Genomic DNA, 24,832 nt, shown 5'->3' with positions numbered 1-24,832 from the left:
GGCGTTAGGTAACTACGGATGGTTAATCTGTTGAATCCTGATTTGAGAGTCAGGGATTTAAGAAAATTAGTTGAACCTCACTTACATGCAGTTAGCTGGGAGCGTGGCGTTGACGAAACAAGCGAATGGGTTATTGCATCTCTCGAAGATAGCGATCATAAAAGTAAATTACTTAATTGGCTTAACGGCAAAAATGTATCGGATTCTTTTAAAATAATTATCACAGATAAAGCTTGGTCAAATTTAAGGTATTTAAGTTGGTCTCAATTATTATCGGATTTACCAACTTACTTCGATCAAGAAAATATTCTAATTGTTTCATCAGATCGTACATGGGTAATGGAATATGCTCCGCAGCAGATAGTAAGATTTGGTCAGTGGTAAAAGTTACCTAACAAGAAATTAAACAAGGACAAAAAACAGTTGGCTTTTGCTCCTTCGTCGCTATTTTAGCCAACAATTTTTTGCCTGTTAATTGGGCGTTATGTGTCATCAGAGAATTAAATTCAATGGATAATGATGTAAGTGAAAACCCAGAATGGGTAACTCGAGGAAAGACTATTAAGCAACTCATTCAAGAGCTTCAGTCATTTGAAAACCAAGAGTTAGAAGTAAAAATATCTATTGATGGTGGTGATACATTCAAATGTATCAGCTTGGTCGGCAAGCACCACGAAGGTGATATTTCATTCTGTGGGTTAGAAAACTATGAGTAAACACATAACAAGCAAAGGCAGCATCGCCCTGCGGGCTGGACGCGCTAACGCGCGCCGCTGCTTTGGGCGTTATGTGTCAGTCAACTATTTGCTCCAAAAACATTACCAACTTCACCAAGACGGTGTTTGAAGCGTTACCAAAATAGTGCATCGCCTATTTTTAGGTGATGCCTTGCCTTTTCCTTCTACTGATTGCTGGGGGGCTATGGGAAAGTTTAAGCAAAGTCAGTTTACAAATTTGCTTTGTTGGTTGCCAAAATCCCTTTGCATACACATTTATTGCAGAATATTTGCAGATTGAGGGTTTCTTAAGCTTGATCACAGTGCCATAACACCACATACTCTTTTACCATTCTGCGAATCCAGTTTATGGAAAAATTGGCATTGGTCGTTCAGGTACCTCGGTTTGATAAAAGCGCGAACTCGTTCAGTCCCACCAGTTTTCTACTTCGCTAAAGAACAGACAATCAAAATAAAGAATAGGGCTTAAAGCCCCAACATAAGTAGGAACACAACATGGCAGCTTTTGGTACGGTTTTTATGCCACAAATGGCATTAGCAAAATACGAAGATCAGCAATGGGGTGATAGTGAAATTGTCTCGTCTGACAGTATTAGCTTGCACCCTGGCGCGCACGTACTTCATTACTCAAGCACTTGTTTTGAAGGGCTTAAAGCCTTTCGTCACGAAGATGGTAGCGTGCATATTTTTCGCATGGACGCCAACATTAAACGTATGGCGCAATCTGCTGAGTTACTAAGCTTACCTGCTTTTAAACCCGAATTATTAGAGCAAATGGTTAAAGACATTGTGGCAAAATTTGCCGATGAAGTGCCAGCTGCTCCTGGTTCTATGTATATTCGCCCAACCTTTATTGGCACCGAGCCTGCCATTGGTAAAGCGGCCGCGCCAACTAGCTCGGCATTGCTTTACGTATTGCTATCGCCAGTGGGCGATTACTTTGCGGTAGGTGCTAAGCCGCTACGCTTATTGCTAGAAGAAAACGGCATGCGCTGTGCGCCGCATATGGGTATGGTTAAATCTGGCGGTAACTACGCCAGCGCTTTAGGGCCAATTAGCCAAGCGCGCACCGAAGTTGACGCCGACCAAGTTCTGTTTTGCCCAGGTGGCGACGTACAAGAAACGGGTGCTGCCAACTTTATTTTAATTGATGGCGACGAGCTAATTACTAAAGCGCTCGACAGTAGCTTTTTACACGGGGTGACACGTAACTCTATTCTAACCTTGGCGCGTGACTTGGGCTTAAAAGTAAGTGAGCGTGAGCTTACTGTTGACGAGCTATTAGAGCGTGCAGCTAAGCCAGGTTGTGAAGCAGCTTTATCGGGTACTGCTGCGGTATTAACGCCAGTAGGTACGCTTATTCACAACGGCAAAGAACACACCGTTGGTAATGGCGAAGCCGGTGAAACTACCTTGAAGTTGCGCCAAGCGCTTAACGATATTCAATGGGGTAAAGCCCAAGACCAGCATAACTGGTTAACTAGCATTTAAGCTAAATAGTAGATTGATGTTAAACAGCCCGCTTGTGCGGGCTGTTTTGTTTTAGCGTTTAGGTATTTGGCACTTAAGCGCGCTTAGGCTTGGCTAAACTGTTTAACCAAGCGCTGTAAGCTTTCTAAGCTACTTACCAGTTTTTGAGTGCGGCCCACCGAGCTGTCGGACAATAGCTTGGTAGAATCTACCGCTTCTTTCATTCGGTGTACGTGCTCGGTCATGCCTTGGGTAACCTGAACTTGCTCGGCGATTGCCTGTGAAGTGCTAGTGCTTTGCTCACCAATGGCATGTAAATCGTTAACAATGGCTTGAAAAGCCTGTTTGCTTTGTTGCGATTTAGCTACGCTGGAATCCGAAGCGACTATACCTTGCTCCATTAAGTTTCCGGTTTTGTTTACTGTGGCTTGTAGTACTTCTATTTTGCTTCGAATGTCGTCTACCGAGCTGCTGGTTTTACCCGATAGCGCGCGCACTTCGTCGGCCACCACAGCAAAACCTCTGCCGTGTTCACCAGCTCGAGCAGCTTCAATGGCAGCATTTAGCGCCAGCAAGTTGGTTTGCTCGGCAATGCCTTGAATCATCCCCAAAATGGTTTCGATGCTTTCTACATCGTTATATAGCTGGCCAAGGGCTTGCCGAGAGTCGTCTAATTGTTGGCTTAATGAGTTAACGGTGGCAACCGCTTCATCAATGGTTTTTGCTCCTTGCATCGCGGTAATGCTGGCATCTTGAGTAAACTCGCTGCTCTGTTTAGCTTGTTGCGAGACTTCATCAATTGAGGCAAGCATTTCCTCGGCCGATACCGCCATGGCGTCGGTGGCATTGCTCTGTTCGCTTAGCTCTTTGTCTATGGCTTGGCTGTTAGCGACTTCTTGTTTGGCGGAATCTAGGATGCTCTCGGAGGTTTCGTTTGCTCGGGCAGTTACGGCGCGCAGTTCTGCCTTTTTCATTAGCATGGCTAGCTCGATGGAAGATAAATCGTCGCAGTGGCCGGTGTAGGGCATTTCCATCAAGGGGTTGTGGTAGTTTGCTTGGGCAATTTGCTTAAGCGCAGCTAACCTAGCTTTAAACTTAATACTAAGCAGTAAACTAATCACCAAAAGTGGAATGGCGGTGGCCAGTAAAGTGGCCGAGCTAATTACATCCAAAGCTGTTAATACCAAGCAACCTAGGGAGGCTAAGATGCCAAGTTGCTGCCAGCTACACAGCGCCAGCCGCCTTACTTTTGCTTCGCCTTGTTGGAGTTTTTGGTAAAGCTTGCTGGCCCGAGATATTTGCTCATCGTTAGGCTGGGTGCGCACTGATTGGTATTCAAATACTTCGCCATTTTTATCCATTATGGGAGTAACAAATGCCGATACCCAGTAGTGTCCAGACTCTTTGCAACGGTTTTTTACTAATCCCATCCAGCTAGAACCTGCTTGAATATGTTGCCACAACTGAGCAAAAGCGGGCTTGGGCATGTCGGCATGGCGAATCACATTGTGTGGCTTATCTAGTAATTCGTCTTGTTGGTAACCTGCTACTTTACAGAAGCTGTCGTTACAATAGGTAATGTGGCTGTCGGCTGTGGTGGTTGATATAAGGTTGTCGCTGTCGGCAAACCTAACGCGTTGATCCGTCATCTAAGTTATTACTCCTAAACATCCATAACTTGTTGCTAGTGTTTGATCGCCTTGCCTGAACGAATACCAATCGTACTAAGTAACTGTTCATTCTATCGGGTTAAAATACTCGATAACTGCGTTAGAATTTTTGTTTGTAGAATAACTACGTATCGAAAAAATCTGCCTTGTTCTCGAGTATTTTCACGGCGTTATTTCTGATTACTTACTTGGTGTGATTGGCATAAACACTCCGTCTCAATAACCCGACTTTTCAACACCCTAGCCACTACTTTGCTGAATACTATATTTTTATGTTTTGTTGATATTTGATCGTGGATAAATATGCGGCATAAATAAGACAATTTAATGTCATTTATAGAAAGTAGTCACTTAAGCCCTACAAATTTTTGTAAATAGCTAATTTACTAGCGTATTTCACTAGGTGGTTACTGTTTCTCTGTCTTAAGGAGTTGTAGTGTTTTAGTGGCGGTAATGGGTAGGTAGTTCGTAAATTGTCTATTTTGCTCATAGTGCTTGCTTACACTGCGCGCACCCTAAGTAAAGAGTGACGAATCATGAATCTAAAATGCTTGCTAGTGCTACCAATATTAATGTTAGTTGGCTGTAAGGCTGAGCTGGTGACCCAATTAAACGCATCAGATATTAATAACCCAGATTCCAACGGCAAGGTACTTAGTGCCAATATGTATGTCACTTTAATGGATGGGTGTTTTCATCCCGAAACGGGCGTGGAAAGCGATGGTTTGGCCGAAGCTAATGGATTGATGTTCAATTTGTTTAAGCAGAACCATGAGCTGGTGTCGTGTAAGGCGAATGATGATCTAGGTTTGGAATATACTGCCAACTACAAAGTTGATGTGGTGCTAGATACGGTACAAGACAAAAAGTCTCCTGAGTCTAAAACCGGCATGGTGATTATTGCTAATAACGAACAGGGTTATATTAGTTTACAGCTAGACGACAACTTACGTAAGCGGCTAAAAGCCCGTACCGAAGAGCTAAATATGCTGGAGCTAGAAAGCGTATTTGTGCTGAATAACGATTTAGCTGAAGACTTAGAAGTTCATATCCCATCGTCATACGTACATGATGGTAAAAGCCTTAAAGCCCACCAGATGTTTACGGGTTGGATACCCGCAGGCAAGATTGGTGAGTTTTGGGCCAGTGATGTAGCGCTAGATGCTCTTCGTAATTCTGGTGAGCAAATATATAGTTTTGTTGCTAAGCCAAAAGAATAAGCTCAGAAACTGAGCCTGTGGGTCGAATAAAGCTGAGCTTTTTTAAGGCATGTAGCCTTATCTAGAATCAGAAAAACTAACGAGGCTAAAAAATTTAAACTTTTTTAGCCTCGTTTTTTTATTTGTTGCGATTACCTGTGTGAGATTGATTTAAACAAGGTATTCAAAATGCAAAAGTTACATGTTTCATATTCACCTATTGCTCGTGCAGTGCTTGTGGGCTTAACCCTTTCTTCGTTAGTTGCCTGTGGCCAATATAGTGCTGATGAGCAGGCCAATGTTGATCGAGTAGAGTCGCAACAGCAGAATGAGTCTGTTAAGCAAACCAAGCCAGCCCAACGACCGCAGCAAGACCAATCTATTAAGGCAGTGCACCCCATTGCTAAGCATCAGCGAGAAAAGCGCGCAGTTAGCCAAATGCAAACGGCAAGAACATCTAACTTTGCGGCGGCGCAGGGGCTTGCCGACTCTTCGTATTACTACGAGCAGGGCAATAACGAAAACTACCAAAAGTTTTCCGATTTATCGGTAGTGGCCGTAGCAGAGCAACCGGTTTCTACTTTTAGTGCCGATGTCGACAGTGCCAGTTACGCCAACATGCGCCGTTTTATCAACAATGGCCAACTTCCACCAAAAGATGCAGTGCGTGTAGAGGAGCTGATTAACTACTTTTCTTACGATTACGCGACTGGCAACGATGCAGCTTTGAGCATTGAGCAGCCTATTGCGATTGATACCTTACTTACCGCTTCTCCTTGGAACAGCAACAATCAACTAATTCGCATTGGAGTGAGCGCATACAAAGCGGATACCAGCATTCGCCCAGCTGCCAATGTAGTGTTTTTGGTTGATGTATCTGGCTCGATGCAATCGCAAGAAAAGCTGCCCCTGTTAAAGCAATCAATGTTATTGATGCTTAATAACCTAAAAGCCAGCGACAATGTGGCGATTGTGACTTATGCCAGTGGTACAGGTGTGGCTTTGCGTGCCACTAGCGTAAAAGATAAACACAAAATTGTAGCGGCCATAAACGGCTTGCAAGCGGGTGGTTCAACCAATGGCTCTGCTGGCATAGAGTTGGCCTACAACCAAGCGCAGCAAGGCTTTATTGAAGGCGGCATTAACCATGTTTATTTAATGTCAGACGGCGATCTTAATGTAGGCATCACCGACATTGATGAGCTTAAACATCGCATTACTCAAAAGCGTAAAGCAGGCGTGCAGTTCTCAACCATTGGCTTTGGTACCGGCAATTATAATGACCATTTAATGGAGCAACTGGCTGATAATGGCAATGGTGTAGCGGGTTATATTGATACCTTGCACGAAGCGCAAAAACTGCTGGTGGATCAATTAGGTAGCAGCTTGCATACGGTGGCGCATGATGTGAAGTTTCAAGTAGAGTTTAATCCCCGTATGGTGTCGGAATACCGCTTACTGGGTTACGAGAACCGCCAACTTGAGCGCGCCGATTTTAACAATGACAAAAAAGATGCTGGCGACATGGGAGCGGGGCACAGTGTAACGGCTATCTACGAGATAACCCCAGTGGGTAAACCGGGTTTAATTGACCCTTTGGTATTTCAGCAGCAGAAGCAAAACAAAATGGCTAAGCCACAGGTGAATGAAGCGCTGGCCGAAGTGCGAGTACGTTACAAAAAAGCGCAATCGCAAGCTTCCGAAAAGTATGCTCAGCGGGTGTTTAGCCAAGATTTGGTTGATTTTGAGCAAGCTAACAATGACGACCGCTTTGCGATTGCTGTAGCAGCTTTTGGCCAAAAACTACGGGCCAATGAGCAGTTGGATGAGCTTGCTTATCAGCAAATTATTGATTGGGCTAATGCTGCAAAAGGACAAGATAAGTTTGGTTATCGCGCAGAGTTTGTTAAATTAGCGCGATTAACCAATACCTTAGCCTTGCAATCGCCGATTACGCCACAGCCGCAGCAATTGCCAGAGTTAGAGTATGCAGTGCAACCATTACCGGTAACCTTACCCGCAAGGATTGATGCGAACAATGAAGAGCTTAGTCAGTGATGAACAACTGATGCTTGATTATGGTCAGCGTGGTGACGTAGCCGCGTTTGACCAGCTTTATCAACGCTATCGCAAACCCTTGTTTGGTTTTATTCGGCAAAAAATGGCAGAGGCTGCCTGCAACGAAGTATTTCAAGAAGTTTGGGAATCGATAATTAGTCAAGCTAGCCAATACAAGGTACCTAGTGATGACGAGCAAAATATCGCGCACTTTCGAGGCTATCTTTATACCATTACACGCCGCCGAATTGCCGATTACTGGCGCTCGCAAGGCAAGCATAGCCATAACGACGAACAAGAAGTAGATGAATTGGAATCTCTTTCAAACCCCGAGAAAGAGCATCAGCAAGGCCTTGATAAGCAAGTGATATTACGCTGTGTGGAGTTACTGCCTAGTAAGCAACAAGATGTATTTATGCTAAAACAATCGGGCCTAGCTGTGGCCGAGATGAGCCAAGTACTTGATGCATCCTTTGATGCCATAAAAAGCCGCATGCGGGTTGCTTATCAACAATTGCGAGAGTGCTGGGAGAAACATCATGGTTGATACACCTAAAGGTAATGCGCCCAGCGATCAGCAAATTGATCAAGCTTATCAGCAAGCGCTAAACCAATTTGAACCCTCGGAACTGCTAGATAAACGTATTCAAAATCTGGCTAAGCAGCAGGCAAAACAATCCCGTAAGGCTAAATCTTACTCTTGGGCGGCTGCACCTTGGTGGGCGAGCGCTGCGTCTTTGGCTTGTGTGGGAGTGCTAGGCTGGTGGTTGGTTACCGAAATTAGTGTGCCACCAAGTGAAATAAGTTATCAAAGCAATGTGCAGTTAATTAGCCCGTCGCAACAGGCTAATGAGCTGGCGACTGAAGAGCTCGACCAGCAAAAACGGCAGCTAGCAGAAAAGCTATTGCGTAAGCGAGAGCTAGATACCCAAGCAATTGAGCGAGAGCGCAGAGAGTTAGCCAAACAGAAGGCCATGCAAAAACCAACTATGCAGGCTGAAAAAATACAAAGGCAAACAGAGATTGCCGCTAAGTCTGCTGAGCAGCATTACGCTCTTGAAGAGCAGCCAGCTGCATTCTCATCTTTGCCGAGTGATGAGATGTCTGATGCTGTTGCTATAGCCGTAAGCGATGCTGTTCTGCAGTGTGTGGAGCAAGCGCTAAGCGCTTACTCATTTGAGCAGTTGGAATTACAACTCGCCCAAACTTTGCCAGAAGATGCTAAGCAAGCACTTACGCAGCCACCACGCTGGTTAAGTTGGCAACAAATACAATGGAAGTTAGTGACTGTTGAAAGTGGCTGGCTGATAGTAGGGGATGGGCTTGACGTTGATTCATCACGTATCTACCGCTTGCCAAATTCGCTAGTCGAAGCCTGTAAATCGTCGAAGTGATTCGCTCAATTAGGCCAAGCTTTTTAGGTTAGCGAGTTTTAATGGCAAGATCATAGCGGCTACAAAGGAGCCGCTTTTTTTTGAGCGCCAAAGCGATCAGCATCTACGCCTTGTTTCCAATAACCTACTGCAAAGGTGTTTAGGCGATCAAAATCTAAGTCTTGCTGCAACATCGGCCGTAAAGAGCGGATCTGCGAGGCTTCTAAGCCCATAAATATATGGCTATCGCTAGCCATACCTGCGGCGATTGTTTGCACTTGCTCTGCAAAGCTAATAGTTGCTTCATCCTCAACATACCAGTGGGTGTTCTCTGCAGCGTGATAGTCTAGCTCTATAATGTCTGCGCGAGTGGGAACGGCGATTACGACCCTTAATTCAGCTTGTGGGTTAAGCCTTGGCACATAGCCATTAATGGCGTTAACCGAGGTAATATCCCCTAGTAGCAAATAACTGTGATGATTAAACTGGGTTAGCTTTAGTTGCCCAGGACCAGCAATGCTTAAATGCTCACCTAGTTTTGCTTGGCTCGCCCAGTTAGTCGCTGGCCCGCTGTGCCGATTTATTACAAAATCTAAAGCAAGCTCTTGGCTCGCCGAGTTAAACCAACGAATGGTGTAGGAGCGCATATTAGGTTTTGAACCATCGCTGTTTGGCAATATCACCTTCACATGTGCCCCTTCCTTAGATTCAGGAAAGCGTTTAAGGCTGCTGCCTTTCACTACAATCCGCAGTAGGTGAGGAGAGAGTGGGATAAGCTGTGATACCTGAACGGGATACATTTTTGGCTTCATCGTTACTCCGAATGACTTGTACATTGTTTAATAGGTTGATAAAATCAACTATATTTTTAAAGGTAGACTTAGTCAACTATTATTTGAGGTCTTATGAAACAGCAATCAATTTCTGATTCGGTTTTTGCTCTGGTTCAAGCATATCGAATTGCTATGCGCTCTGGCTTAAAAGCCCAACAACTCGGCTTAAATGCCATGCATGTGAGCTGTTTAAGTTTTATTGCCGCTAGTCACCATTGCACGGCTAACGACATTGTTAATCACTTTTCTCGCGATAAAGCGCAAATCGCCCGTTTGCTAAAAGAAATGATTGAAAAAGATTGGCTGAGAAAAACCGCCAACCCAGAAGATAAACGCAGCCAGCTCTTGTCTCTCACCGACGAGGGGCAAGCGCTGGCAAGCTTAATTGAAGAGACCCAAAGCAAAGTACAAAGCCAAATGTGTCAAAACCTGAGTGAACAACAAGTTGAGGAATTTGAAACGCTGGCAAAGATGATGGTGGGGAATCTAAACCAGATGACTTAAGCTGCACTTTGTTGACCAAGTACCGCCTTAGATCCATTTCTTCACTTTAAAAATGGCAAAGAATGATGCGGCAATCACTGCCATGCCACTTAAGGTGAAGTAGTAGCCATATTTAAAGTTTAGTTCGGGCATATTTTCAAAGTTCATTCCGTAGATCCCTGCGATAAAACCTAAGGGAACAAAGATGGCGGTAATCATGGTGAGTACTTTCATGGTGTTGTTTAGGTCGTGAGTGCTAATGGAAATATGTCCGTCTAACAAGTCGCCACACAGTTCGTAATACATTTTAGACAAACCATATATGCGCTTACTACGCTCATATAGTTTTAGCCATTCATGTTGGTCTTTGGTTGATTTTGTCGAAAAGTACGCCAGTTCATCGGAGCTTAGGCGATCAATAACATTTTGATTAAACTCTAGAACGCGGTTGAGTTTGCGAAAATGGTATCGATAATTAACTAGCTTTTTTAAGCTGTTAACTTTATCACCAGCGAGTAATTCATCTTCTACTCGTTCGATTTCTTGGTCAAAATCTAATAACTTGTGTAAGTAATTGTTCGCCACGTTTTGCATTAGTGCTACCGCCAAGTGCTCGGTGGTTTTATTGTTCTCTTTACTTAAGTTAGCTTGTAGCATTTCAATGGCTTGCGAAGGTTGCGGATGCAGGCTAACAATCATTCGGCTTTTACAAATTAAACCAATATTTTGTGCGCGTAGTTCATAGTCGTCGGCTAGGCTAACCGCTTCTTTAAATAGGATTAAGGTAGTGCCGGGAAATGCTTCGGCTCTGGCTGTTTGTTTTTGTTGGAAGTAGCTGGCAAGCGCCAGCTCATGACAACCAAGGTGAACCAATTGTTGTTGCAGCTCCTTAGATACGTCACCCGAAATATCTATCCACAAAAACTCATCTACGCTTGGGTTAAAGCTGGCGACTAGCTCAAGGCCCGCTTGTTTATACACACCGGCCGTTTTTTTAATTACTTTTATGCTCATTGGCTATCTCTTTATTTGGCGGGCAAGTAAGGCTTACAGCACCAGCTCCATGGTTTGATAAACTTCGGTGAGGCCGTTAACCAAGAACTGAGCACCCATACACACCAACAAGAAGCCCATAATACGGGTGAAGGCGTCGATGCCGTTTTTACCTAATAATTTAAGTGTTGGATAAGCCATGCTAAGTACTAGCCATGCAACCAAGGCCACGCCGGCGAAGCCTATTAAGCTGCCTAAGTAAACGCTAGGTTTGCTTACATCCTCAGGTAAGCTGGCAATCTCAGACGCGCCACTAATCACTAGCGCCATGGTACCTGGCCCACACATAGACGGAATGGTGAGCGGTACAAATGCGATGGAGTCTTGCTTGGGTAGTTCAATTTTTTCTGGTGGTGCTGGGAATAGCATCTTAAAGCCAATTGCACCAATAATCAGTCCACCGCCTAAACGTAAACTAGGCATCGAAATACTAAATAATTCCAAGATAGAAGAACCGATAAAAAAGGTAACGGTTAAGGCGATAAACAAAAACAAACTGGCCATCTTGGCTTGGCGCGACAGATAGCTTTTACCATGCCCTTTACTTAAACCCAGCAAAAGGGTGGCCGAGGTGGGAGGGTTAACCATGGGGAGCAAAGCCAGCATGGTTAAGCCTGCTACGGTAAAAATAGTTTCAATCTGCATATCAGTCTCTTTTGGTTGATTGCGTTAAGGTTTAGGTGAGTTAGCCACCGTGTTGCAGGCATTGTTGATGAATTTCTAGCTTAACTCGATGTATTTGAGTGATTCGTTTTTGTTCACCTTTTAGGCTACGTCTCGACGCCAAAAGCAACATTAATGAATCACTGAAATACCTCTTCAATCCGGCTTGTTAGCGATAAATTGGCCGCATATCTACTTCCTAATCTTTGAGATTTAAATGCGCAGACAGACAAGAGCCCTTAATCGCTACTCGTTGTGGCACTACTTGGTCATCTTAATTAGCCTTGGCTTTTTGATGCTAAATGCCTTACCTAATATTTATGCCGAACGGCCAGTGATTAAAGTCAGTACTAATACGCAAGCAGCGTCTGGCGAGCTAGTGGGGACTCAGCTTTACCAGTGGTTGAACGAGGAAGGTATAGAGATAAGTTTTGCTGAAATAAGTGATAGCCAAGCTACGCTCACTCTGGCCAGTGCCAGCGAGCAGCAGCACGCTCAAGCAGTATTAAACAAGCATCTCGGAGAGCATGCTGAAGTAGTTATTGCTATGCAGTCTAGTGGGCCAGCATGGTTAGCGCGCTTAGGATTATCACCGTTGCAACTTGGCTTGGATTTACGTGGTGGTGTGCAATTCTTACTAGAAGTTGATACTCAACAAGCGATTAATGAGTCTTTAGCACAGCAACGAGGTGAACTAAATACGCTACTACGAACACAAGATGCGCGTGGCGCACGAGTGTTAAGTAATGAGCAGCAACAACTTGAATTAAGCTTCCCTGCAAGAGTGGCAGAGCAAACAATGGCAGCACTTAATGCCTTTCAAAGCAACTTCCCAGAGCATGAAGTGAGACAGCAACAAGCGGGTTTGTTCACCATTAACCTAGCTGGTAATCAAGATTTTCATCAAGCGCTGATGATGCAAAATTTGCAAACCTTGAGAGATCGCGTAGCAGCCCTCGGCATTACCGAGGCAGTAGTGCAGCGCCAGGGCCATAACTTTATAAGAATTGAGTTGCCTGGCGTACAAGATCCCGCGCAAGCAAAACGCGTTATCGGTGCCACAGCTACCATTAGCTTTCACGCACTTAGTGCTAACGGCGATGTTCATCAAAACGTTTCTGGTGAGCCTGTTGGCATCGATACTAGGCCCATTTTAACTGGTCAAAAAATTACTAATGCTAGTGCTCAGTTTGGTGAGTTTGGCATGCCTGAAGTGTTGATTAATTTGGACAGTGCTGGTGGTAACCGGATGTCTGATTTTAGCCGACAAAATATTGGCCAGCCAATGGCCACGCTTTATACCGAATACTTAGAAAATGACGCTGGAGTATTGGAGCGACATAGCAAGGTAATTAGTGTTGCTACCATTCAAGCGCATTTAGGATCTAGGTTTACCATTACCGGTATGGACAGTGTGCAAGCTACCCAAGAGCTTGCCTTGCTACTTAAAGCAGGCAGCTTGTCGGCACCTATTTCTATTGTAGAAGAACGGCTATTGGGCCCCAGTTTAGGTGAGCAAAATATTAGCAATGGCTTTGCGGCTCTTGCCCTTGGTATGGGCTTAATGCTGGCCTTTATGTTGGTGTGGTATCGAGGCCTTGGCTTAATTGCAAACATCGCCTTGGTGCTTAATTTAGTTTGTTTGATTGGTTTACTTTCTTTGGTGCCGGGGGCTGTACTCACTTTGCCAGGCATTGCGGGCCTTGTGCTTACTATTGGTATGGCAACCGACACCAACGTACTGATTTTTGAGCGAATAAAAGAAGAAAGGCGCCGTGGTTTAAGTGAAGAAATGGCGGTACATCATGGCTACAAAAATGCTTTTAGCACTATTTTTGACGCCAACTTTACCTCACTGATTATTGCAGCAATTTTGTTTTCGGTAGGTTTTGGCCCGATTAAAGGCTTTGCCATTACCTTCGGCCTTGGCTTGTTAACCAGCGTGTTTACCGGCGTGTATGTGTCGCGCTCTTTGGTCAATTTACAACTTGCTTGGCGTCGAAAAGCTGCGCTAAGACAACTACAGGAGCTTGCATCATGAAAGCTTGGATAAACCGTTTTTCGCTTACGGCTTTGCGCCAAGGGGCTTTGAACCTGTCGGTGGTTTTGGTACTGGCTTCTGTCGTGGGGTTGGTCACAAAAGGGATTAGCTTTGGCGTCGACTTTACTGGCGGAGTTGTGACCGAATTAGCTACTCATTACCCGCCGGAGCAAGAGCAAATGGCTAAGCAATTAGACCTGCTGCTGGTCGATGGGTATTCAATGAGCCGCTCTGGTTCCAACCATTGGATCATTCGCCAAGGGTTGGATATTAGCGAGGCGGTTACTGCCAATTGGCACAGCCAGTTACCAGATGCTTGGCAAGTTGAGTTGCTGGGTAGCTCGATTATTGGTCCGCAGGTAGGTAGCGAGTTGTTTGAAATGGGCGGATTGGCAATTTTTGCTTCATTGCTGGCGATGATGATCTATTTGTCGTTCCGCTTTGAGTGGCGATTAGCCTTAGCGTCGGTGATTGCGCTTTTTCACGATGTATTGCTGGTATTAGGTTTGTTTGCCTGGTTACAGATTGAATTCGACCTAACGGTAATGGCAGCTGTTCTGGCGGTGATAGGCTACTCCCTGAATGACTCGATAGTGATTGGCGACAGGATAAGAGAGTACTTACGGGCCAGCAGCAAAATAGAACTCGATACCCAAATTAACCGTGCTTTGGTGTCGACAATGACCCGCACTTTGGTGACATCTGGTACTACTTTGTTAACCGTTGCTTGTATTTGGTTATTGGCTGGCGCTCCGCTACAAGCTTTTGCTACCGCCTTATTTAGCGGGATTGTTATAGGCACCTTCTCCTCGGTAGGCATTGGTGCCACCTTGCCAAAAGTATTAGGCTTACAAGCGTCTGACTATCAGCTTATAGAGCCAACTAGAAATGGCCGAGTTGGCTAAAGATTGGAGGATAAAAGATGAAACAAAGCTATTTTATTGCCTTTATGTTGTTACTTTTTATTGTGTTACCAAGACTGACGCATTCTTTAGTCAATCCTGACCCTAGCCTAGGTAATGAGTTGAGCATTGAGCTAATTCAAGAAAGCTAGCGCTAACTAAGCTGAGATGTTTTCGTTAACGGCACCCTTTGGGTGTCGTTTTTTGTTGCGGTTTTACTTAGCTGTAGTAAGCCTAATTGAAAGTGACGCTAGCTGGTTTAAATGAATGAGAAAGTAATGGTATTGGCAAGCAATGAGGCCGAGTTTATTTAGGATTTATTACCAAAGGGAAGGTGGAGAAAAGTGAACTTAAGTCGTCCGTGACTGTTAGATGGCTAGTGTTAATTAGTAATGAAAATGTAGGGTGAAGCCGTAGTAGGATTCTTTAGCGCGAACCTCACTTGGCGTTTGCACTGGATTGCTGGTGTTAAAAGTAATGCCTGTTTTTATGGTGTCATTCCCGGTAACTCGGTTAATCCCCTTACCAATACTTTCTACTGGGTCCAGTAAAAACAAGGAGGCGTTCCCCAACCTAGTAGAACCCATTACCTCACCGCCACCGGCGCGAATGCGCTGCTCGGTTTGATAGGCCCATTCACCATATAACCAGCCACCGATGGGAGTAACAATTAGATCTTGAATAGACGGTACTTCGGCAAAGGCCTCAATACCATATTCCCAGTAAAAGGTGCTCATGAGGGTGGTATAGAGAAAGGAGTTAAACTGGTCGTAACCGCTTTTTCGGGCTACTTGATAATACACCCCGCCAAAGTAAGGGTGGCCAATGTAGTTTATTGCCCAATGGTCGTCGTCCCATACCGGACCTTGTCTTACATTGTCCCACCATTTCTGCGCCATGTTGCCGCGGCCTATTTCTGATTTATCCCAGTTGGTCACGGACTCTGGCATTAGGTATAAAGCACCAATTACGCCTGCTCCAAGCCCAAACATTAACTTAGTTTGTGACCATAGACGCTCTTGGTCTTCGCCATTTGCGGCGTTAAATAAGGTAACTTCAGGAAATAGATTGCTTGAACTGCTTTCGGCAAAACTAGTGGTGCTAAATGTTAAGGCAAGGGCCGCCGCAACAGGCTTTATCATGGTTTCTCCTCTTAATAAAAAGAAGAGAATTTTAGTAACTAAGACATAAATCTCACAGGTATATCAAAAATTCATATGTGTATTTCATAGGGCGAGGCTAGATGGGATAGAGCCGCTTAGTGCAAGGCATTAAACTTAAGTGATTGAATCGAGCTGTAGCAAAGAAGCAGTGTTTCCGCTTACTGGGAGGGCTAAGCTCCTTGCTCGCATGGGCTGAGCAAGGAGGCAGTATAAACTGGCGAGTAAGGCTTAGCGACTGACAACCTGGTCAACGAGTTTAAGCTCTTTATCTAGCTGCGAGAAAGCCAACTCACCCAGTAGCATTTGATCCCACTTTTGTTTTGTTAGCTCAAAGGTCTTGCCTTTATTCGCTTGTTGGGTAATCGCAATCACTCCATTTCTTAGCGCAATCGCATAATGCGCATCTTCATCTACAAAATGAAGATTAAACTGTAGCGCCTTATCTTCGGCTAAGCGGGTATCAAGCATATAACGTAGGTAGTGAACGTTATCATCTAATGGGGAGCTGGCGAGCTTTTGCGCATCTAATGCTGCGAAGCTATCACTGAGTTGTTGATAGTCTGTGATGGTGTGTTTACCAAAGCTAAGACTTCCTTCCTGTAATAAGGCTTCGGAAATGTAGAAGCCACGAGCGTTAGCTGAGCTAGTATGTTGGCCAAGTGATCGGGCGCTATCGGCTCGGGTTTGTTTGGCCAGCTCTGTTAATGCTCCCATGTTTTGCAACTGCGTGGTTAAAAACAAGCTCCACTGTGTACTGTTTATATCGCCTTTGGCCTGGGCTTGTTGTGCCATGGCAATAACTGCATCTACACCGCCCATTGCTTCAACGGTTTTCTGCGCTTGTAGCTGTTTGGGAAGTGGATTGATATCGTAGACATCCCAACCCATCCAGCCAATTCGAGCGTTGTATACTTGCTTGGCGTAGCTTTCTACCTGGCCATAGGTTTCTTGATTAGCACGTAAGCGTTTGGGCATGTAGATCCATTCTGCAATTTCTTGGGCATCTTTACCCATGGCAATTCCGCGGTAGGTTTGGTCATGGATGAGTTGCATGCTGTCTCTAAAATACTCGAGTGCTTGGCGGGCCTTATCTTTACCAATGTTAGCTGCTCCATGAATGTCTATATGTAGCTCTATATCGCGACTTAAGGCTAAATCAGCCGCGTTGACTAAACGCATAGGATCTCGGTAGATATCGCCTCGCAGAGTATAAAGATTAAATAGGCTGTCATCATTCATCGCATTAGAAACCAGCAACTTATGCTGTGGGAAATAGAATGCCACAGAGTCGAGCACGTCGGTTTGGCTTGGCAGTACTTCTACCTCAAGGCCTGCAATGGAGTAAGTTTCAATTACGCGGTCTTTAAAGGTTATGTCAGGTGGAATAAATCCGGATTCACCACTCAGTTTCTTTGGACTAAAACCTAACATGCTGGGAAAAGCATCTTTACCTTTTAGAGGGTGAAGCATGCCAAACTGAATAGCGGCTCTGGTTTTGAAGTTACCGCTTAATATGCTTATGCCCTCATCTGCTCGTAAGTTAGCGGTGAGTTCCTCATGGCCAAAGATTTGGGTGTTTTCATCCCGCCAAGCCTCAGCGCCATGTGCATAATGAGAGTGGGTGTAGAGAATGCCAGCTACCTTAATTGACTGGCCTACTTTTCTCTCTAGTGCTGCTCGTTGCTCGCTTGCTAATTGAATGTTGTCTCCGGTATCTATAATGATCCATCCTTTAGGACCTTCTAAAGCAATGATGTTGCCAATCCCCCAGCCGGCGATGCGATACACCCCCTCGCTAATTTGATTTACTTGTTTTTCGGCCACATTCCAAGCGGTATTCACTGCGGCTTGTGGGCGAGCAGTAATAGCGCCATTTTCGGTCGTCACAAGCTCTTGTTGCAGAGACATGCCGTATTGATTAGGTGCAGCAGACACTGCCCCGGCAATAGCCAAACTGATTAAGCTGGCACTTATTGGTTTAACAGCCTTTGTTATCTTCATCTTTCTAGAACCTGATTATGTTGTCGTATCCGGGAGCAGCGTTAAGTGATAAGGCTTAAGCAACTGCCGCTATATTGCGTTGGTAAATTGGGATACAGGTGAAAGAGTATTCCCGTTTAGTTGATAAGCAGTGTATTGAGGGATAAGCGCGGAGGCGATGAATTACAGTGATTCATTTACCTTAGTTAGCTGGGCGAGTTATAGCTTTGTATACCAGGTGTCTTTTGTCAGAAAACAAGATCTAGCAAGTGAACAGTTAAAGCCTTGGCTGTGGTGTGTGCTGAAAAAATATTTAGCTCTCGGGTTGCTCAAAACTATTAAAACAGCTGCTAAGTATCTGATGGATTAGTTGGCTAAGTGGTGAGCCGCGTCGGGTTTGCAAGTAGTTCCCCACAATTGATATCTCGCGTTGGCTATGAGGAGTATTACTAGGAAGTGGATAGCATTTTAGCTTAGGGTTATTGTAAGTGATAAAGCTGCTAGAGTAAGTTATGGCGTCTGAGCGCTTAAGTTTTTCGGTGATTAACTCAATTTCATGAGTATCTAAGATAACCTGAGCTGAGTAGCCTTTTGCTGCGTAATACTCATGTAAAGCAGAGCGCTTTGAGCCTTGATTTTCTGGAGCCATACGTACAACAGGCAGGTGGTGAATATCGGCAAGTTCCGAGCTTTGGCTAAGTACAGGGTGAGCTTCTCTTGCAACAATCGCTAATTTAACGCGTTTTAAAGCATGGGAGTATACCTCTTGCGGTAAGCTGAGCTCGCCGATTTGGACAATGTAGTCTAGCTTGCCATTGAGCAGGTAATTTAAGCTATTTGAGTTAATAAAAACTAGCTTGAATTTTGCTTTAGGCAAAGCGTTTTCTAAAGCCTGATAGAGCTCAGAGCCAAATACTTCTAACAAAGTTGGGGTAAGGGCTATGCTTACCTCTTCATCAAACTCCAAAGGATTAAAGTTTTGGTAAGTTTGTATAACTTTACTGATCGGTAGCAGCATGTCATCGGCGGCTTCAGCTAACTTTTCTGCTAACTCCGAGGGTTCTATACCGTGGGCTTTTCTTATTACTAATTGCTCGCCGAAGGTTTCTTTTAATTTGGCTAAACCTCGGCTGACACTGGGCTGAGAAATGCCTAAAACTTTGGCTGCTTGGTGGGTATTCTTGGTTTCTACAACTACCTTGAGTAACTTTATGAGGTTTAAATCAAGATCGGCCAGTTGTTTATCCATGTTTACCCTGCTGGTTACAAAAATGTTAGCGCAATAGGGTGATAATAAACACGAATAGACAGCTTAGCAATGCTAGTGGAATAGGAAGAAGAGGAAAGCAATCCCTTGCTATCAATAGCTTTTACAAAGACTTAATCCGCTTACCTCGGCTGCTTAGGCGATACAGTATACCCACGATCGCCACTAACATAAGCACTAGGCTACTAAGTATAAAAATCCGAGTGAGTAGATGTTGGTATGCATCTACTAAAGGGTTAATGGTGATCCATTTGCCTACTAGGAGCAGTAGGCAAACCCACATTAAGGCACTGGTAAAGCTCATCAATACAGTTTTTGACGATTTAAACCTTGCAGCTCCCATTAACATGGGGGTGACCACGCGTACAAAAGGAATAAAGCGAGAAACCAGCAGGGCGATAAAACCAAAGCGCCTTAACAAAGTGTTTGCCCGCTGCATGGTATCGCTAGGAACTGCTCGCTTAGCATGGCTCATTAGCTTGTTTTTTTGCAAGTAACGACCTTGTAAGTAAGCTATGCAGGTTCCTAAACCTGCTCCTAAACTTAGTAATGCAAAGGTACTGGTAAAATCCAGTATGCCTAAGCCGATAAGGGTCCCAGCAAATAGCACTAAGCTATCGCCGGGTAGTGGCAGGAATACAAAGCTAGACTCAATAAACAAAATTAAGAACAGCAAAAATAATAACCAATGTGTGGAGCTCATTTCCCGCAATGATTCGAAGTCGCTGTTATAAATCATCGATAATAATTCAAGCATTTAGCTCCTCTCCTTATACAAAAATCAGTACTAAATACATGGTGAACAGTATTAGGTGAGAAACGCCATTAAGTACATTGGTTTTAGCGCTCACCACGCTCACAGAAGTGGCCAACAAGGTAGCAATAAGCAGGGTAGTATCAATTGCCCCTAAACCCAGAGTAATTGGCTCAGCCATCAAGCTTGAAATCACTAATACGGTAGGCACCGTAAGGGCAATACTGGCCAGTACCGAACCAAAAAATAGGTTCATGGCGCGCTGTAATTGATTTTTCATAATGGCTTTAACCCCACCAAGGCCTTCTGGCGCAAGCACTAACAGCGCAACAATTAAACCACCTAGTGCTGCTGGCGCGCCAAGGTTGCTAATGCCGTGGTCGATAGGCATGGCCAAGTTTTTAGCCAGTAAGATAATCACCGCTAGATAACCCACGAGTAGTAAGAAGTGATAGAGATTGCTCTTTAATGGGCCGTGCGCTTCGTGTTCGTCTTCATTTTTAGCATCTACAAAGAAGTAGCTATGACTTTTAGTTTGGGTGTAGAGGAAAACAGCATACAAGGCGACCGACACCACAATCAGTGCGATGGTGAAAATGAGTGGCATTGCGCCTGCGCTGTTAGTGGGAATAAAGTTAGGTAAAATTAAACACAATACCGAAAGTGGAATAATGGCCACCATGTATGAAGTAATGCCTTCTCGGCTAAAGGTTTGAGTATGGTAACGCAGCCCGCCTAGCACTAAGCCTATGCCGAGTAAGCCATTAAGTACCGCCATAATCACCGCAAACATCGTGTCTCGAGCTAGTACAGGGTTGGCGTCTCCGGTTAACATCACCGAAGAAATCATCACAACTTCAAGAATAATCACCGAGAGAGTCAGCAATAAGGTGCCGTAGGGGTCACCCAGTTTTATGGCTAGCGCATCGGAGTGACGAACTACCGCAAAGATAGATGCTAATACAATACCGAACAGAATAAGTGTAGTGAACGAGTAAGCAACTATGCCGCTAGTGGGAGCCAGAAAGCTGTCGCCACCTAGCTTAAGAAAAGCAACAAGTAGCATCCCAAAAATTAGTATGTGTTCGCGTTTCAAGAAAGCTGTCATGGTGTTGTTCCAAATAGAAGTTAAGGATAAATATTTGACTTCTATTTTGCCTATATGGGGCAATGAGTATATGTATTTCAGCAATTCATGTACTAGGGGCTGTTGATCTTTGCTGATGGTTTTTGCAGCAATTTATTAGCCATTTAGGCAAGGCAGTGAGTGTGCAGTTAAGTGGGCTTAATAATCACTCGCTAACGCAGAATAAATGGCTAAGAAATGCTGCCCGAAGGGTTCGGATAAGCGAACTTTACTCTTTGTTAAGCACTTCTTGCTTAGCCCACTAGGCTTCTAAGTGCTCGCCGCGATTAAAGCCCGCTTATCTCGAACAACATTTCAACACCAAAGATCAACAGCCCCTAGTCTTTGCCTACATATTTAGTTGAACTGGCTGTCTTTTCTTACTGCCGATGTGAGGACAGGAAAGATAGAGGTGTCTTTAATTTCATAACGGTAGCTGTAACTAAAGTTAGGGAAGGGGAAGCTTTCCTCATCATGCCACTTTTGTACAGTTTGCTGAGCTTTAAGTACCTGTTCTGCTTCGATAGTTTTAAGTTTTCCGGCATATTGGTGCTGGGTTGAAAACGCTAGTTTTGCGCCAACTTGATCAACAGCTTTGTACAGCATAAATAATAAGTCTTCTTGCAGTGCCATAAACTCGTCGTGATCGCGGCAGCGAATGTACAGTACGATCGAGACATTAAGTGAATAGCTGCCTAGCCCCATAAATCTAACCCGCGTTGGTTCCTCTTCTACTTTGGGGTGGCGCAAAAAGTCGCGCCGTAAATTCACCAGCAGTACTTGCAGTTGCTCTACGCTTATTTCTGGTCTTAGCTTGAGTATATGCTCCATACGGCGCCTGTCTCGCCGTTCTAGGTTATCGATTTCCATATTGGCAAATTCAGAGTTAGGTATGGTAATTACTGAGCGTTCTAATGTTCTAATACGAGTTGCCCGCAGCCCAATATTCTCGATAACACCATAAAGGTTCTTGTCGCCGTAGCGACATAGCTCGCCAATTTTAATGCCGCCATCAGCGTATAGAGTTAAGCCGTTAATTAAGTTCTCAAGTAGTGGGCGAATGGCTAAAGCAATTGCCAAACCACCGACACCTAAACCAGCAACCAGTGGAGATATAGATACGCCCATAAACTCCAAGACGTACAAGCCAAGCAACACAATGGTTATGCCGCCTAAAATTTTAGCTAGCACCAAGATGAGTGAGGAATCTGGGGATGATTCTAAGGGTGTATCTTGATACTTTTTGGTGGTGATAAGGATTGCGATATAGATGAAAATAGACAAGACAAACCAAGCAACAAGCACAAACTGTACACTAAGGATCAAGCTTGAACTGATCTGGTAGACCATGCCATAGAGCCAGATACCATCGTCTATGATTTTGCTAAACAACATCATCCACGAGATATTAAATATTAGTGCCAGTTGCTTACCAAATTGCCAATGGCGTTTGCTATTGTTAAAGCGCGCATTCCATAGCTGGCCTAACAAAAAACTGAACCTAATCGCTTTAAAGCTTACTAGTGACATGCTTAGTAACATTATCCATTGCCAAATAGGCAGTCCCGCAAGCAATTCTTGGCTCCACGCGGGAAGAGACATTACTAAGCTTCGTGATAGCAGCGGACCAGGGTTTAAGATAAATTCTTGATAGAGATCTTGGTGCGCTAAGTTTTGCTTCTCACTAATGGCAAATAGAAAGTATTGATGGGATAAGCGGTTAACTGACAAGGCTGAAAACAAATATTGGCCTGCTCTAAAACCCTCTAGCTGTTTTTCAATGATTAAGTCGGTGCCACTAATGCGCCATCGTGACTTTAGGCCTGCTTCATCTGCGGGCAGAGGAGTAAATTGAACTGACTCTCTGGATTCAATACGATTAAGTATTTCCCTTAGCAATACGATTTTCTCCATTACTACAACATTTCGATTGCGGTTGGCTGTGGTGGATAAGTCGAGAGCTTTGCTGGCTTGGTAAAAGGCAATTTGCCCTTCTAAAGAGTTAAATTGTTCGGAGCGCCATGCGCTAATAACTTGCTTAGAACTACGAAGGAAACTGTCTAAGGTTTGCTGAGGAGAGGATAAATCGATACTGCGTTGCGCTGAGACTGGGTCTTCTGTTGAGGCAGCACTCGCCATTGTTGAAACTGAAAGGCTTAGTAAGGTAATAGCAATGAGTAAGCGCGTCATATTAAGCAATGCCCCGTGTATTAGAAGACCCGCGAGCCCCCCATGAGGCTCGCAGTTATTTAGTTAAGGTGAGTGTCAAAAAAGCTTCCTAACTCAGCCAGAGCATCATCAGATTCTGGTAAGTCATAAAACAGTCCCATCATGTAATCACCGTGTGATTGGCCGTCGTATATATGTAAGTCTGCGGTTACTTCTGCTGCGCGCAGAGCACGGTGCATACGAACTGTGTCACTAAGCAGTAAATCACGAGTACCTGATATTAATAGGGTTGGTGGGAAGCCGCTTAAGTCACCATAAATAGGAGACACTAAAGGGTTGTTAAAATCGCTAGAAGGGACATAAATCTCAAAAGTGCCTTGAATTAAGCCTTCTCGGCTACCTAAGGGATCAAGTCCTTTTAAGGTGTGCCAGCTATCACTAGTGTGAGCCAAATCGGTGGCAGGAGTACCAGCAAACAGCGCTCCAGGTAGTTCTAAGCCCAGCTCTTTTAGCCGTAAGGTTGTCGCCAAGGTTAAATTACCGCCTGCAGAAGTGCCAAATAACACCGTGTTGTTGGCAGGTTGCTGGCGAGTAATCTCTTTCCAAACTGCAACAGCATCATCGATGGCGGCTGGGAAAGGATGTAAAGGGGGCTTGCGGTAATCTACCGAAATTACCTTTACATTAAGACCGTTTGCCATCCAAATTGCTTCGCGCAGTGCTGCCTCTTCTCCGCCAAATACAAAGGCTCCACCATGTAGGTGCATGAAGTAGTGGTCAGCGTAGCGAGGGTCAATTTTATCTGGCGTTACTACAAAAGTATCTACGCCCGCTATAGTCTTTTTCTGATAGCTTACAGGTAGGCTTTCTGCGGCTTTTAGGGCAAGTTTAGAAAACTCACTATTTAATTGTTGTTGTACCTCTAGCCAAGCTTTCGTTGAATCTGGCGCTTTTACTTCACTGTTAGAAACTTGACGATTTTCAATTATTGTTGCCATTGTGCTCGATACGCCAATCGGCGTCGGAGTATTGCGGATTTGGGTGCTAGATTGACTGGCCAGAAGCGATGGGCTTAGCAGTGTCAAGCTAAGGGCTGCCACACCGGTGGTGCTTCTAAAGGTTTTAAGATTGAACATACTAGACTCTCCTGGCTTAAACTATTTCTCGCTGGCATCTATTTTTGAGGCCAGCTATTGATGGCCTCAGAATAGTGGCTTTAACTAAGAAATTGGGGAATTAGAGAAATTCATTTTTGCCGCAGTAAACATTTAAAGCAGCGCAAAAAGTCGCTTGTGGATCTGCAAAACAAATAATGCACTAGACTTGATGGTGGACGGTAAAACAGCCACTAGCTTGTTTTTCCAGTATTTATTAATCAATTAGGATGTGGGCAGATGAAGGAAGTCGGGCAAAGCGTTATCAGTAAGATGAGCGTGCTGTTGATCATGTACTGCAGTGTATTTGTTGCAAATGCTGCTAGTGATGGCGTAATCAGTGTGGCCAGCCAGCATGATGTAAACCAAACCGCAGAGCGTATGTTGAGCATACTCGAGCAAAAAGGCATGACAGTGTTTAACCAAGTTAAGCATTCTGATGGCGCAGAGAAAGTGGGTATTGAGCTTAGAGATACTCAATTGATTATATTTGGTAACCCTAAAGTCGGTTCACCTCTAATGAAGTGCCAACAGCTGATTGCCTTAGATTTGCCGCAAAAAGCACTTATTTGGCAAGATGAAGCTGGGAAAGTATGGATTTCTTATAACGATCCTCAGTATCTCGTTAAGCGCCATCAGGTAGCTGGTTGCGATCCTGTGTTTGGCAAAGTTTCTGGTGCACTAGCCGCAATAAGTAAGGCTGCAGCTAACTAATTCTTTTATCTTACGTAGCCAAA

Annotated in this window: 23 protein-coding genes; 12 read left to right on the top strand and 11 right to left on the bottom strand. The window is 44.5% G+C overall.

The features are described 5' to 3' along the window. The first annotated feature begins 18 nt into the window (after nt 1-18). From K5620_RS15105 to K5620_RS15095, 3 genes are all read left to right on the top strand, one after another. A complete protein-coding gene (locus tag K5620_RS15105; protein WP_040307720.1) occupies nt 19-384 on the top strand; it encodes a hypothetical protein in 366 nt (121 codons plus the stop codon). 125 nt (nt 385-509) lie between these two features. Then, nucleotides 510-716, top strand: a complete 207-nt coding sequence (locus K5620_RS15100) for a hypothetical protein (protein WP_016404028.1) — start codon at nt 510-512, stop codon at nt 714-716. A gap of 516 nt (nt 717-1,232) precedes the next feature. Then, a complete protein-coding gene (locus K5620_RS15095; protein ID WP_016404026.1) occupies nt 1,233-2,228 on the top strand; it encodes a branched-chain amino acid aminotransferase in 996 nt (331 codons plus the stop codon). An 83-nt stretch (nt 2,229-2,311) separates the two neighbouring features. Here K5620_RS15095 and K5620_RS15090 read toward each other — a convergent pair whose 3' ends face one another. After that, nucleotides 2,312-3,856, bottom strand: coding sequence for a methyl-accepting chemotaxis protein (locus K5620_RS15090; RefSeq protein ID WP_221077390.1), 1,545 nt, complete (start codon nt 3,854-3,856; stop codon nt 2,312-2,314). Between the two features lie 557 nt (nt 3,857-4,413). Here K5620_RS15090 and K5620_RS15085 point away from each other — a divergent pair. The 4 genes from K5620_RS15085 (at nt 4,414) to K5620_RS15070 (ending at nt 8,528) form a co-directional block, all read left to right on the top strand. Next, entirely contained in the window at nt 4,414-5,097 is a 684-nt protein-coding gene (locus K5620_RS15085) for a DUF7424 family protein (RefSeq protein ID WP_016402915.1), read from the top strand. 168 nt (nt 5,098-5,265) lie between these two features. Next, nucleotides 5,266-7,134, top strand: coding sequence for a vWA domain-containing protein (locus tag K5620_RS15080; RefSeq protein ID WP_016402914.1), 1,869 nt, complete (start codon nt 5,266-5,268; stop codon nt 7,132-7,134). Beyond that, nucleotides 7,115-7,681 (top strand): sigma-70 family RNA polymerase sigma factor, encoded by a 567-nt coding sequence (locus K5620_RS15075; protein ID WP_016402913.1) that lies wholly within the window; start codon nt 7,115-7,117, stop codon nt 7,679-7,681. Before K5620_RS15080 ends, K5620_RS15075 begins: the two co-directional genes overlap by 20 nt. Continuing rightward, a complete protein-coding gene (locus tag K5620_RS15070; RefSeq protein ID WP_016402912.1) occupies nt 7,674-8,528 on the top strand; it encodes a flotillin family protein in 855 nt (284 codons plus the stop codon). The genes K5620_RS15075 and K5620_RS15070 overlap by 8 nt, the downstream gene beginning before the upstream one ends. A 59-nt stretch (nt 8,529-8,587) precedes the next feature. Here K5620_RS15070 and K5620_RS15065 read toward each other — a convergent pair whose 3' ends face one another. After that, nucleotides 8,588-9,319, bottom strand: coding sequence for a siderophore-interacting protein (locus K5620_RS15065; RefSeq protein WP_016402911.1), 732 nt, complete (start codon nt 9,317-9,319; stop codon nt 8,588-8,590). A 93-nt stretch (nt 9,320-9,412) separates the two neighbouring features. Here K5620_RS15065 and K5620_RS15060 point away from each other — a divergent pair, with 93 nt between their 5' ends. Then, the gene (locus K5620_RS15060; RefSeq protein ID WP_016402910.1) at nt 9,413-9,844 is read left to right on the top strand and encodes a MarR family winged helix-turn-helix transcriptional regulator; all 432 of its coding nucleotides are present in this window, start codon (nt 9,413-9,415) and stop codon (nt 9,842-9,844) included. A gap of 27 nt (nt 9,845-9,871) precedes the next feature. Here K5620_RS15060 and K5620_RS15055 read toward each other — a convergent pair whose 3' ends face one another. Together K5620_RS15055 and K5620_RS15050 are read right to left on the bottom strand one after the other, a co-directional pair. Continuing rightward, entirely contained in the window at nt 9,872-10,837 is a 966-nt protein-coding gene (locus K5620_RS15055) for a magnesium transporter CorA family protein (protein WP_016402909.1), read from the bottom strand. A gap of 33 nt (nt 10,838-10,870) precedes the next feature. Then, nucleotides 10,871-11,521 (bottom strand): MarC family NAAT transporter, encoded by a 651-nt coding sequence (locus tag K5620_RS15050; protein WP_016402908.1) that lies wholly within the window; start codon nt 11,519-11,521, stop codon nt 10,871-10,873. A 235-nt stretch (nt 11,522-11,756) separates the two neighbouring features. Between K5620_RS15050 and secD the strand changes: the two genes are divergently transcribed. The 3 genes from secD to K5620_RS21830 are packed head-to-tail and all read left to right on the top strand — an operon-like array spanning nt 11,757 to nt 14,634. Beyond that, nucleotides 11,757-13,580, top strand: a complete 1,824-nt coding sequence (gene secD / locus K5620_RS15045) for a protein translocase subunit SecD (protein ID WP_040307434.1) — start codon at nt 11,757-11,759, stop codon at nt 13,578-13,580. Next, nucleotides 13,577-14,485 carry a protein translocase subunit SecF gene (gene secF / locus K5620_RS15040; protein ID WP_016402906.1) on the top strand — a complete coding sequence of 303 codons (909 nt, stop codon included), beginning with the start codon at nt 13,577-13,579 and terminating at the stop codon, nt 14,483-14,485. The genes secD and secF overlap by 4 nt, the downstream gene beginning before the upstream one ends. Before the next feature lie 17 nt (nt 14,486-14,502). Next, complete coding sequence (locus K5620_RS21830; protein WP_016402905.1) at nt 14,503-14,634, top strand: hypothetical protein; 132 nt, start codon at nt 14,503-14,505, stop codon at nt 14,632-14,634. A gap of 234 nt (nt 14,635-14,868) precedes the next feature. Here the strand turns inward: K5620_RS21830 and K5620_RS15035 are convergent, their stop codons facing one another. From K5620_RS15035 to K5620_RS15005, 7 genes are all read right to left on the bottom strand, one after another. Then, a complete protein-coding gene (locus K5620_RS15035) occupies nt 14,869-15,624 on the bottom strand; it encodes a DUF3943 domain-containing protein (protein ID WP_016402904.1) in 756 nt (251 codons plus the stop codon). A 249-nt stretch (nt 15,625-15,873) separates the two neighbouring features. Then, a complete protein-coding gene (locus K5620_RS15030) occupies nt 15,874-17,646 on the bottom strand; it encodes an alkyl sulfatase dimerization domain-containing protein (RefSeq protein WP_016402903.1) in 1,773 nt (590 codons plus the stop codon). A 292-nt stretch (nt 17,647-17,938) separates the two neighbouring features. Continuing rightward, the gene (locus K5620_RS15025; RefSeq protein ID WP_016402902.1) at nt 17,939-18,874 is read right to left on the bottom strand and encodes a LysR family transcriptional regulator; all 936 of its coding nucleotides are present in this window, start codon (nt 18,872-18,874) and stop codon (nt 17,939-17,941) included. A gap of 121 nt (nt 18,875-18,995) precedes the next feature. Next, nucleotides 18,996-19,649 carry a DedA family protein gene (locus K5620_RS15020; RefSeq protein WP_016402901.1) on the bottom strand — a complete coding sequence of 218 codons (654 nt, stop codon included), beginning with the start codon at nt 19,647-19,649 and terminating at the stop codon, nt 18,996-18,998. 13 nt (nt 19,650-19,662) lie between these two features. Beyond that, nucleotides 19,663-20,754, bottom strand: coding sequence for a calcium:cation antiporter (locus K5620_RS15015; protein ID WP_016402900.1), 1,092 nt, complete (start codon nt 20,752-20,754; stop codon nt 19,663-19,665). A gap of 375 nt (nt 20,755-21,129) precedes the next feature. Next, nucleotides 21,130-22,962 carry a mechanosensitive ion channel family protein gene (locus K5620_RS15010; RefSeq protein WP_016402899.1) on the bottom strand — a complete coding sequence of 611 codons (1,833 nt, stop codon included), beginning with the start codon at nt 22,960-22,962 and terminating at the stop codon, nt 21,130-21,132. Between the two features lie 59 nt (nt 22,963-23,021). After that, the gene (locus K5620_RS15005; protein WP_016402898.1) at nt 23,022-24,077 is read right to left on the bottom strand and encodes an alpha/beta hydrolase; all 1,056 of its coding nucleotides are present in this window, start codon (nt 24,075-24,077) and stop codon (nt 23,022-23,024) included. Nucleotides 24,078-24,335: 258 nt separating this feature from the next. Here K5620_RS15005 and K5620_RS15000 point away from each other — a divergent pair, with 258 nt between their 5' ends. Next, a complete protein-coding gene (locus K5620_RS15000; RefSeq protein WP_246612292.1) occupies nt 24,336-24,809 on the top strand; it encodes a DUF302 domain-containing protein in 474 nt (157 codons plus the stop codon). Nucleotides 24,810-24,832: the final 23 nt, after the last annotated feature.

Origin of the sequence: Agarivorans albus (assembly GCF_019670105.1) — a bacterium.
In the GTDB taxonomy this organism is placed as follows: domain Bacteria; phylum Pseudomonadota; class Gammaproteobacteria; order Enterobacterales; family Celerinatantimonadaceae; genus Agarivorans; species Agarivorans albus.
This window is presented reverse-complemented; position numbering and strand designations above follow the sequence as displayed.

Bases quoted from the DNA above. Each gene is read 5' to 3' on its own strand.
- K5620_RS15105 (WP_040307720.1), top strand. From the start codon at position 19: ATGGTTAATCTGTTGAATCCTGATTTGAGAGTCAGGGATTTAAGAAAA.
- K5620_RS15100 (WP_016404028.1), top strand. From the start codon at position 510: ATGGATAATGATGTAAGTGAAAACCCAGAATGGGTAACTCGAGGAAAG.
- K5620_RS15095 (WP_016404026.1), top strand. From the start codon at position 1,233: ATGGCAGCTTTTGGTACGGTTTTTATGCCACAAATGGCATTAGCAAAA.
- K5620_RS15090 (WP_221077390.1), bottom strand. From the start codon at position 3,856: ATGACGGATCAACGCGTTAGGTTTGCCGACAGCGACAACCTTATATCA.
- K5620_RS15085 (WP_016402915.1), top strand. From the start codon at position 4,414: ATGAATCTAAAATGCTTGCTAGTGCTACCAATATTAATGTTAGTTGGC.
- K5620_RS15080 (WP_016402914.1), top strand. From the start codon at position 5,266: ATGCAAAAGTTACATGTTTCATATTCACCTATTGCTCGTGCAGTGCTT.
- K5620_RS15075 (WP_016402913.1), top strand. From the start codon at position 7,115: ATGAAGAGCTTAGTCAGTGATGAACAACTGATGCTTGATTATGGTCAG.
- K5620_RS15070 (WP_016402912.1), top strand. From the start codon at position 7,674: ATGGTTGATACACCTAAAGGTAATGCGCCCAGCGATCAGCAAATTGAT.
- K5620_RS15065 (WP_016402911.1), bottom strand. From the start codon at position 9,319: ATGAAGCCAAAAATGTATCCCGTTCAGGTATCACAGCTTATCCCACTC.
- K5620_RS15060 (WP_016402910.1), top strand. From the start codon at position 9,413: ATGAAACAGCAATCAATTTCTGATTCGGTTTTTGCTCTGGTTCAAGCA.
- K5620_RS15055 (WP_016402909.1), bottom strand. From the start codon at position 10,837: ATGAGCATAAAAGTAATTAAAAAAACGGCCGGTGTGTATAAACAAGCG.
- K5620_RS15050 (WP_016402908.1), bottom strand. From the start codon at position 11,521: ATGCAGATTGAAACTATTTTTACCGTAGCAGGCTTAACCATGCTGGCT.
- secD (WP_040307434.1), top strand. From the start codon at position 11,757: ATGCGCAGACAGACAAGAGCCCTTAATCGCTACTCGTTGTGGCACTAC.
- secF (WP_016402906.1), top strand. From the start codon at position 13,577: ATGAAAGCTTGGATAAACCGTTTTTCGCTTACGGCTTTGCGCCAAGGG.
- K5620_RS21830 (WP_016402905.1), top strand. From the start codon at position 14,503: ATGAAACAAAGCTATTTTATTGCCTTTATGTTGTTACTTTTTATTGTG.
- K5620_RS15035 (WP_016402904.1), bottom strand. From the start codon at position 15,624: ATGATAAAGCCTGTTGCGGCGGCCCTTGCCTTAACATTTAGCACCACT.
- K5620_RS15030 (WP_016402903.1), bottom strand. From the start codon at position 17,646: ATGAAGATAACAAAGGCTGTTAAACCAATAAGTGCCAGCTTAATCAGT.
- K5620_RS15025 (WP_016402902.1), bottom strand. From the start codon at position 18,874: ATGGATAAACAACTGGCCGATCTTGATTTAAACCTCATAAAGTTACTC.
- K5620_RS15020 (WP_016402901.1), bottom strand. From the start codon at position 19,649: ATGCTTGAATTATTATCGATGATTTATAACAGCGACTTCGAATCATTG.
- K5620_RS15015 (WP_016402900.1), bottom strand. From the start codon at position 20,754: ATGACAGCTTTCTTGAAACGCGAACACATACTAATTTTTGGGATGCTA.
- K5620_RS15010 (WP_016402899.1), bottom strand. From the start codon at position 22,962: ATGACGCGCTTACTCATTGCTATTACCTTACTAAGCCTTTCAGTTTCA.
- K5620_RS15005 (WP_016402898.1), bottom strand. From the start codon at position 24,077: ATGTTCAATCTTAAAACCTTTAGAAGCACCACCGGTGTGGCAGCCCTT.
- K5620_RS15000 (WP_246612292.1), top strand. From the start codon at position 24,336: ATGAAGGAAGTCGGGCAAAGCGTTATCAGTAAGATGAGCGTGCTGTTG.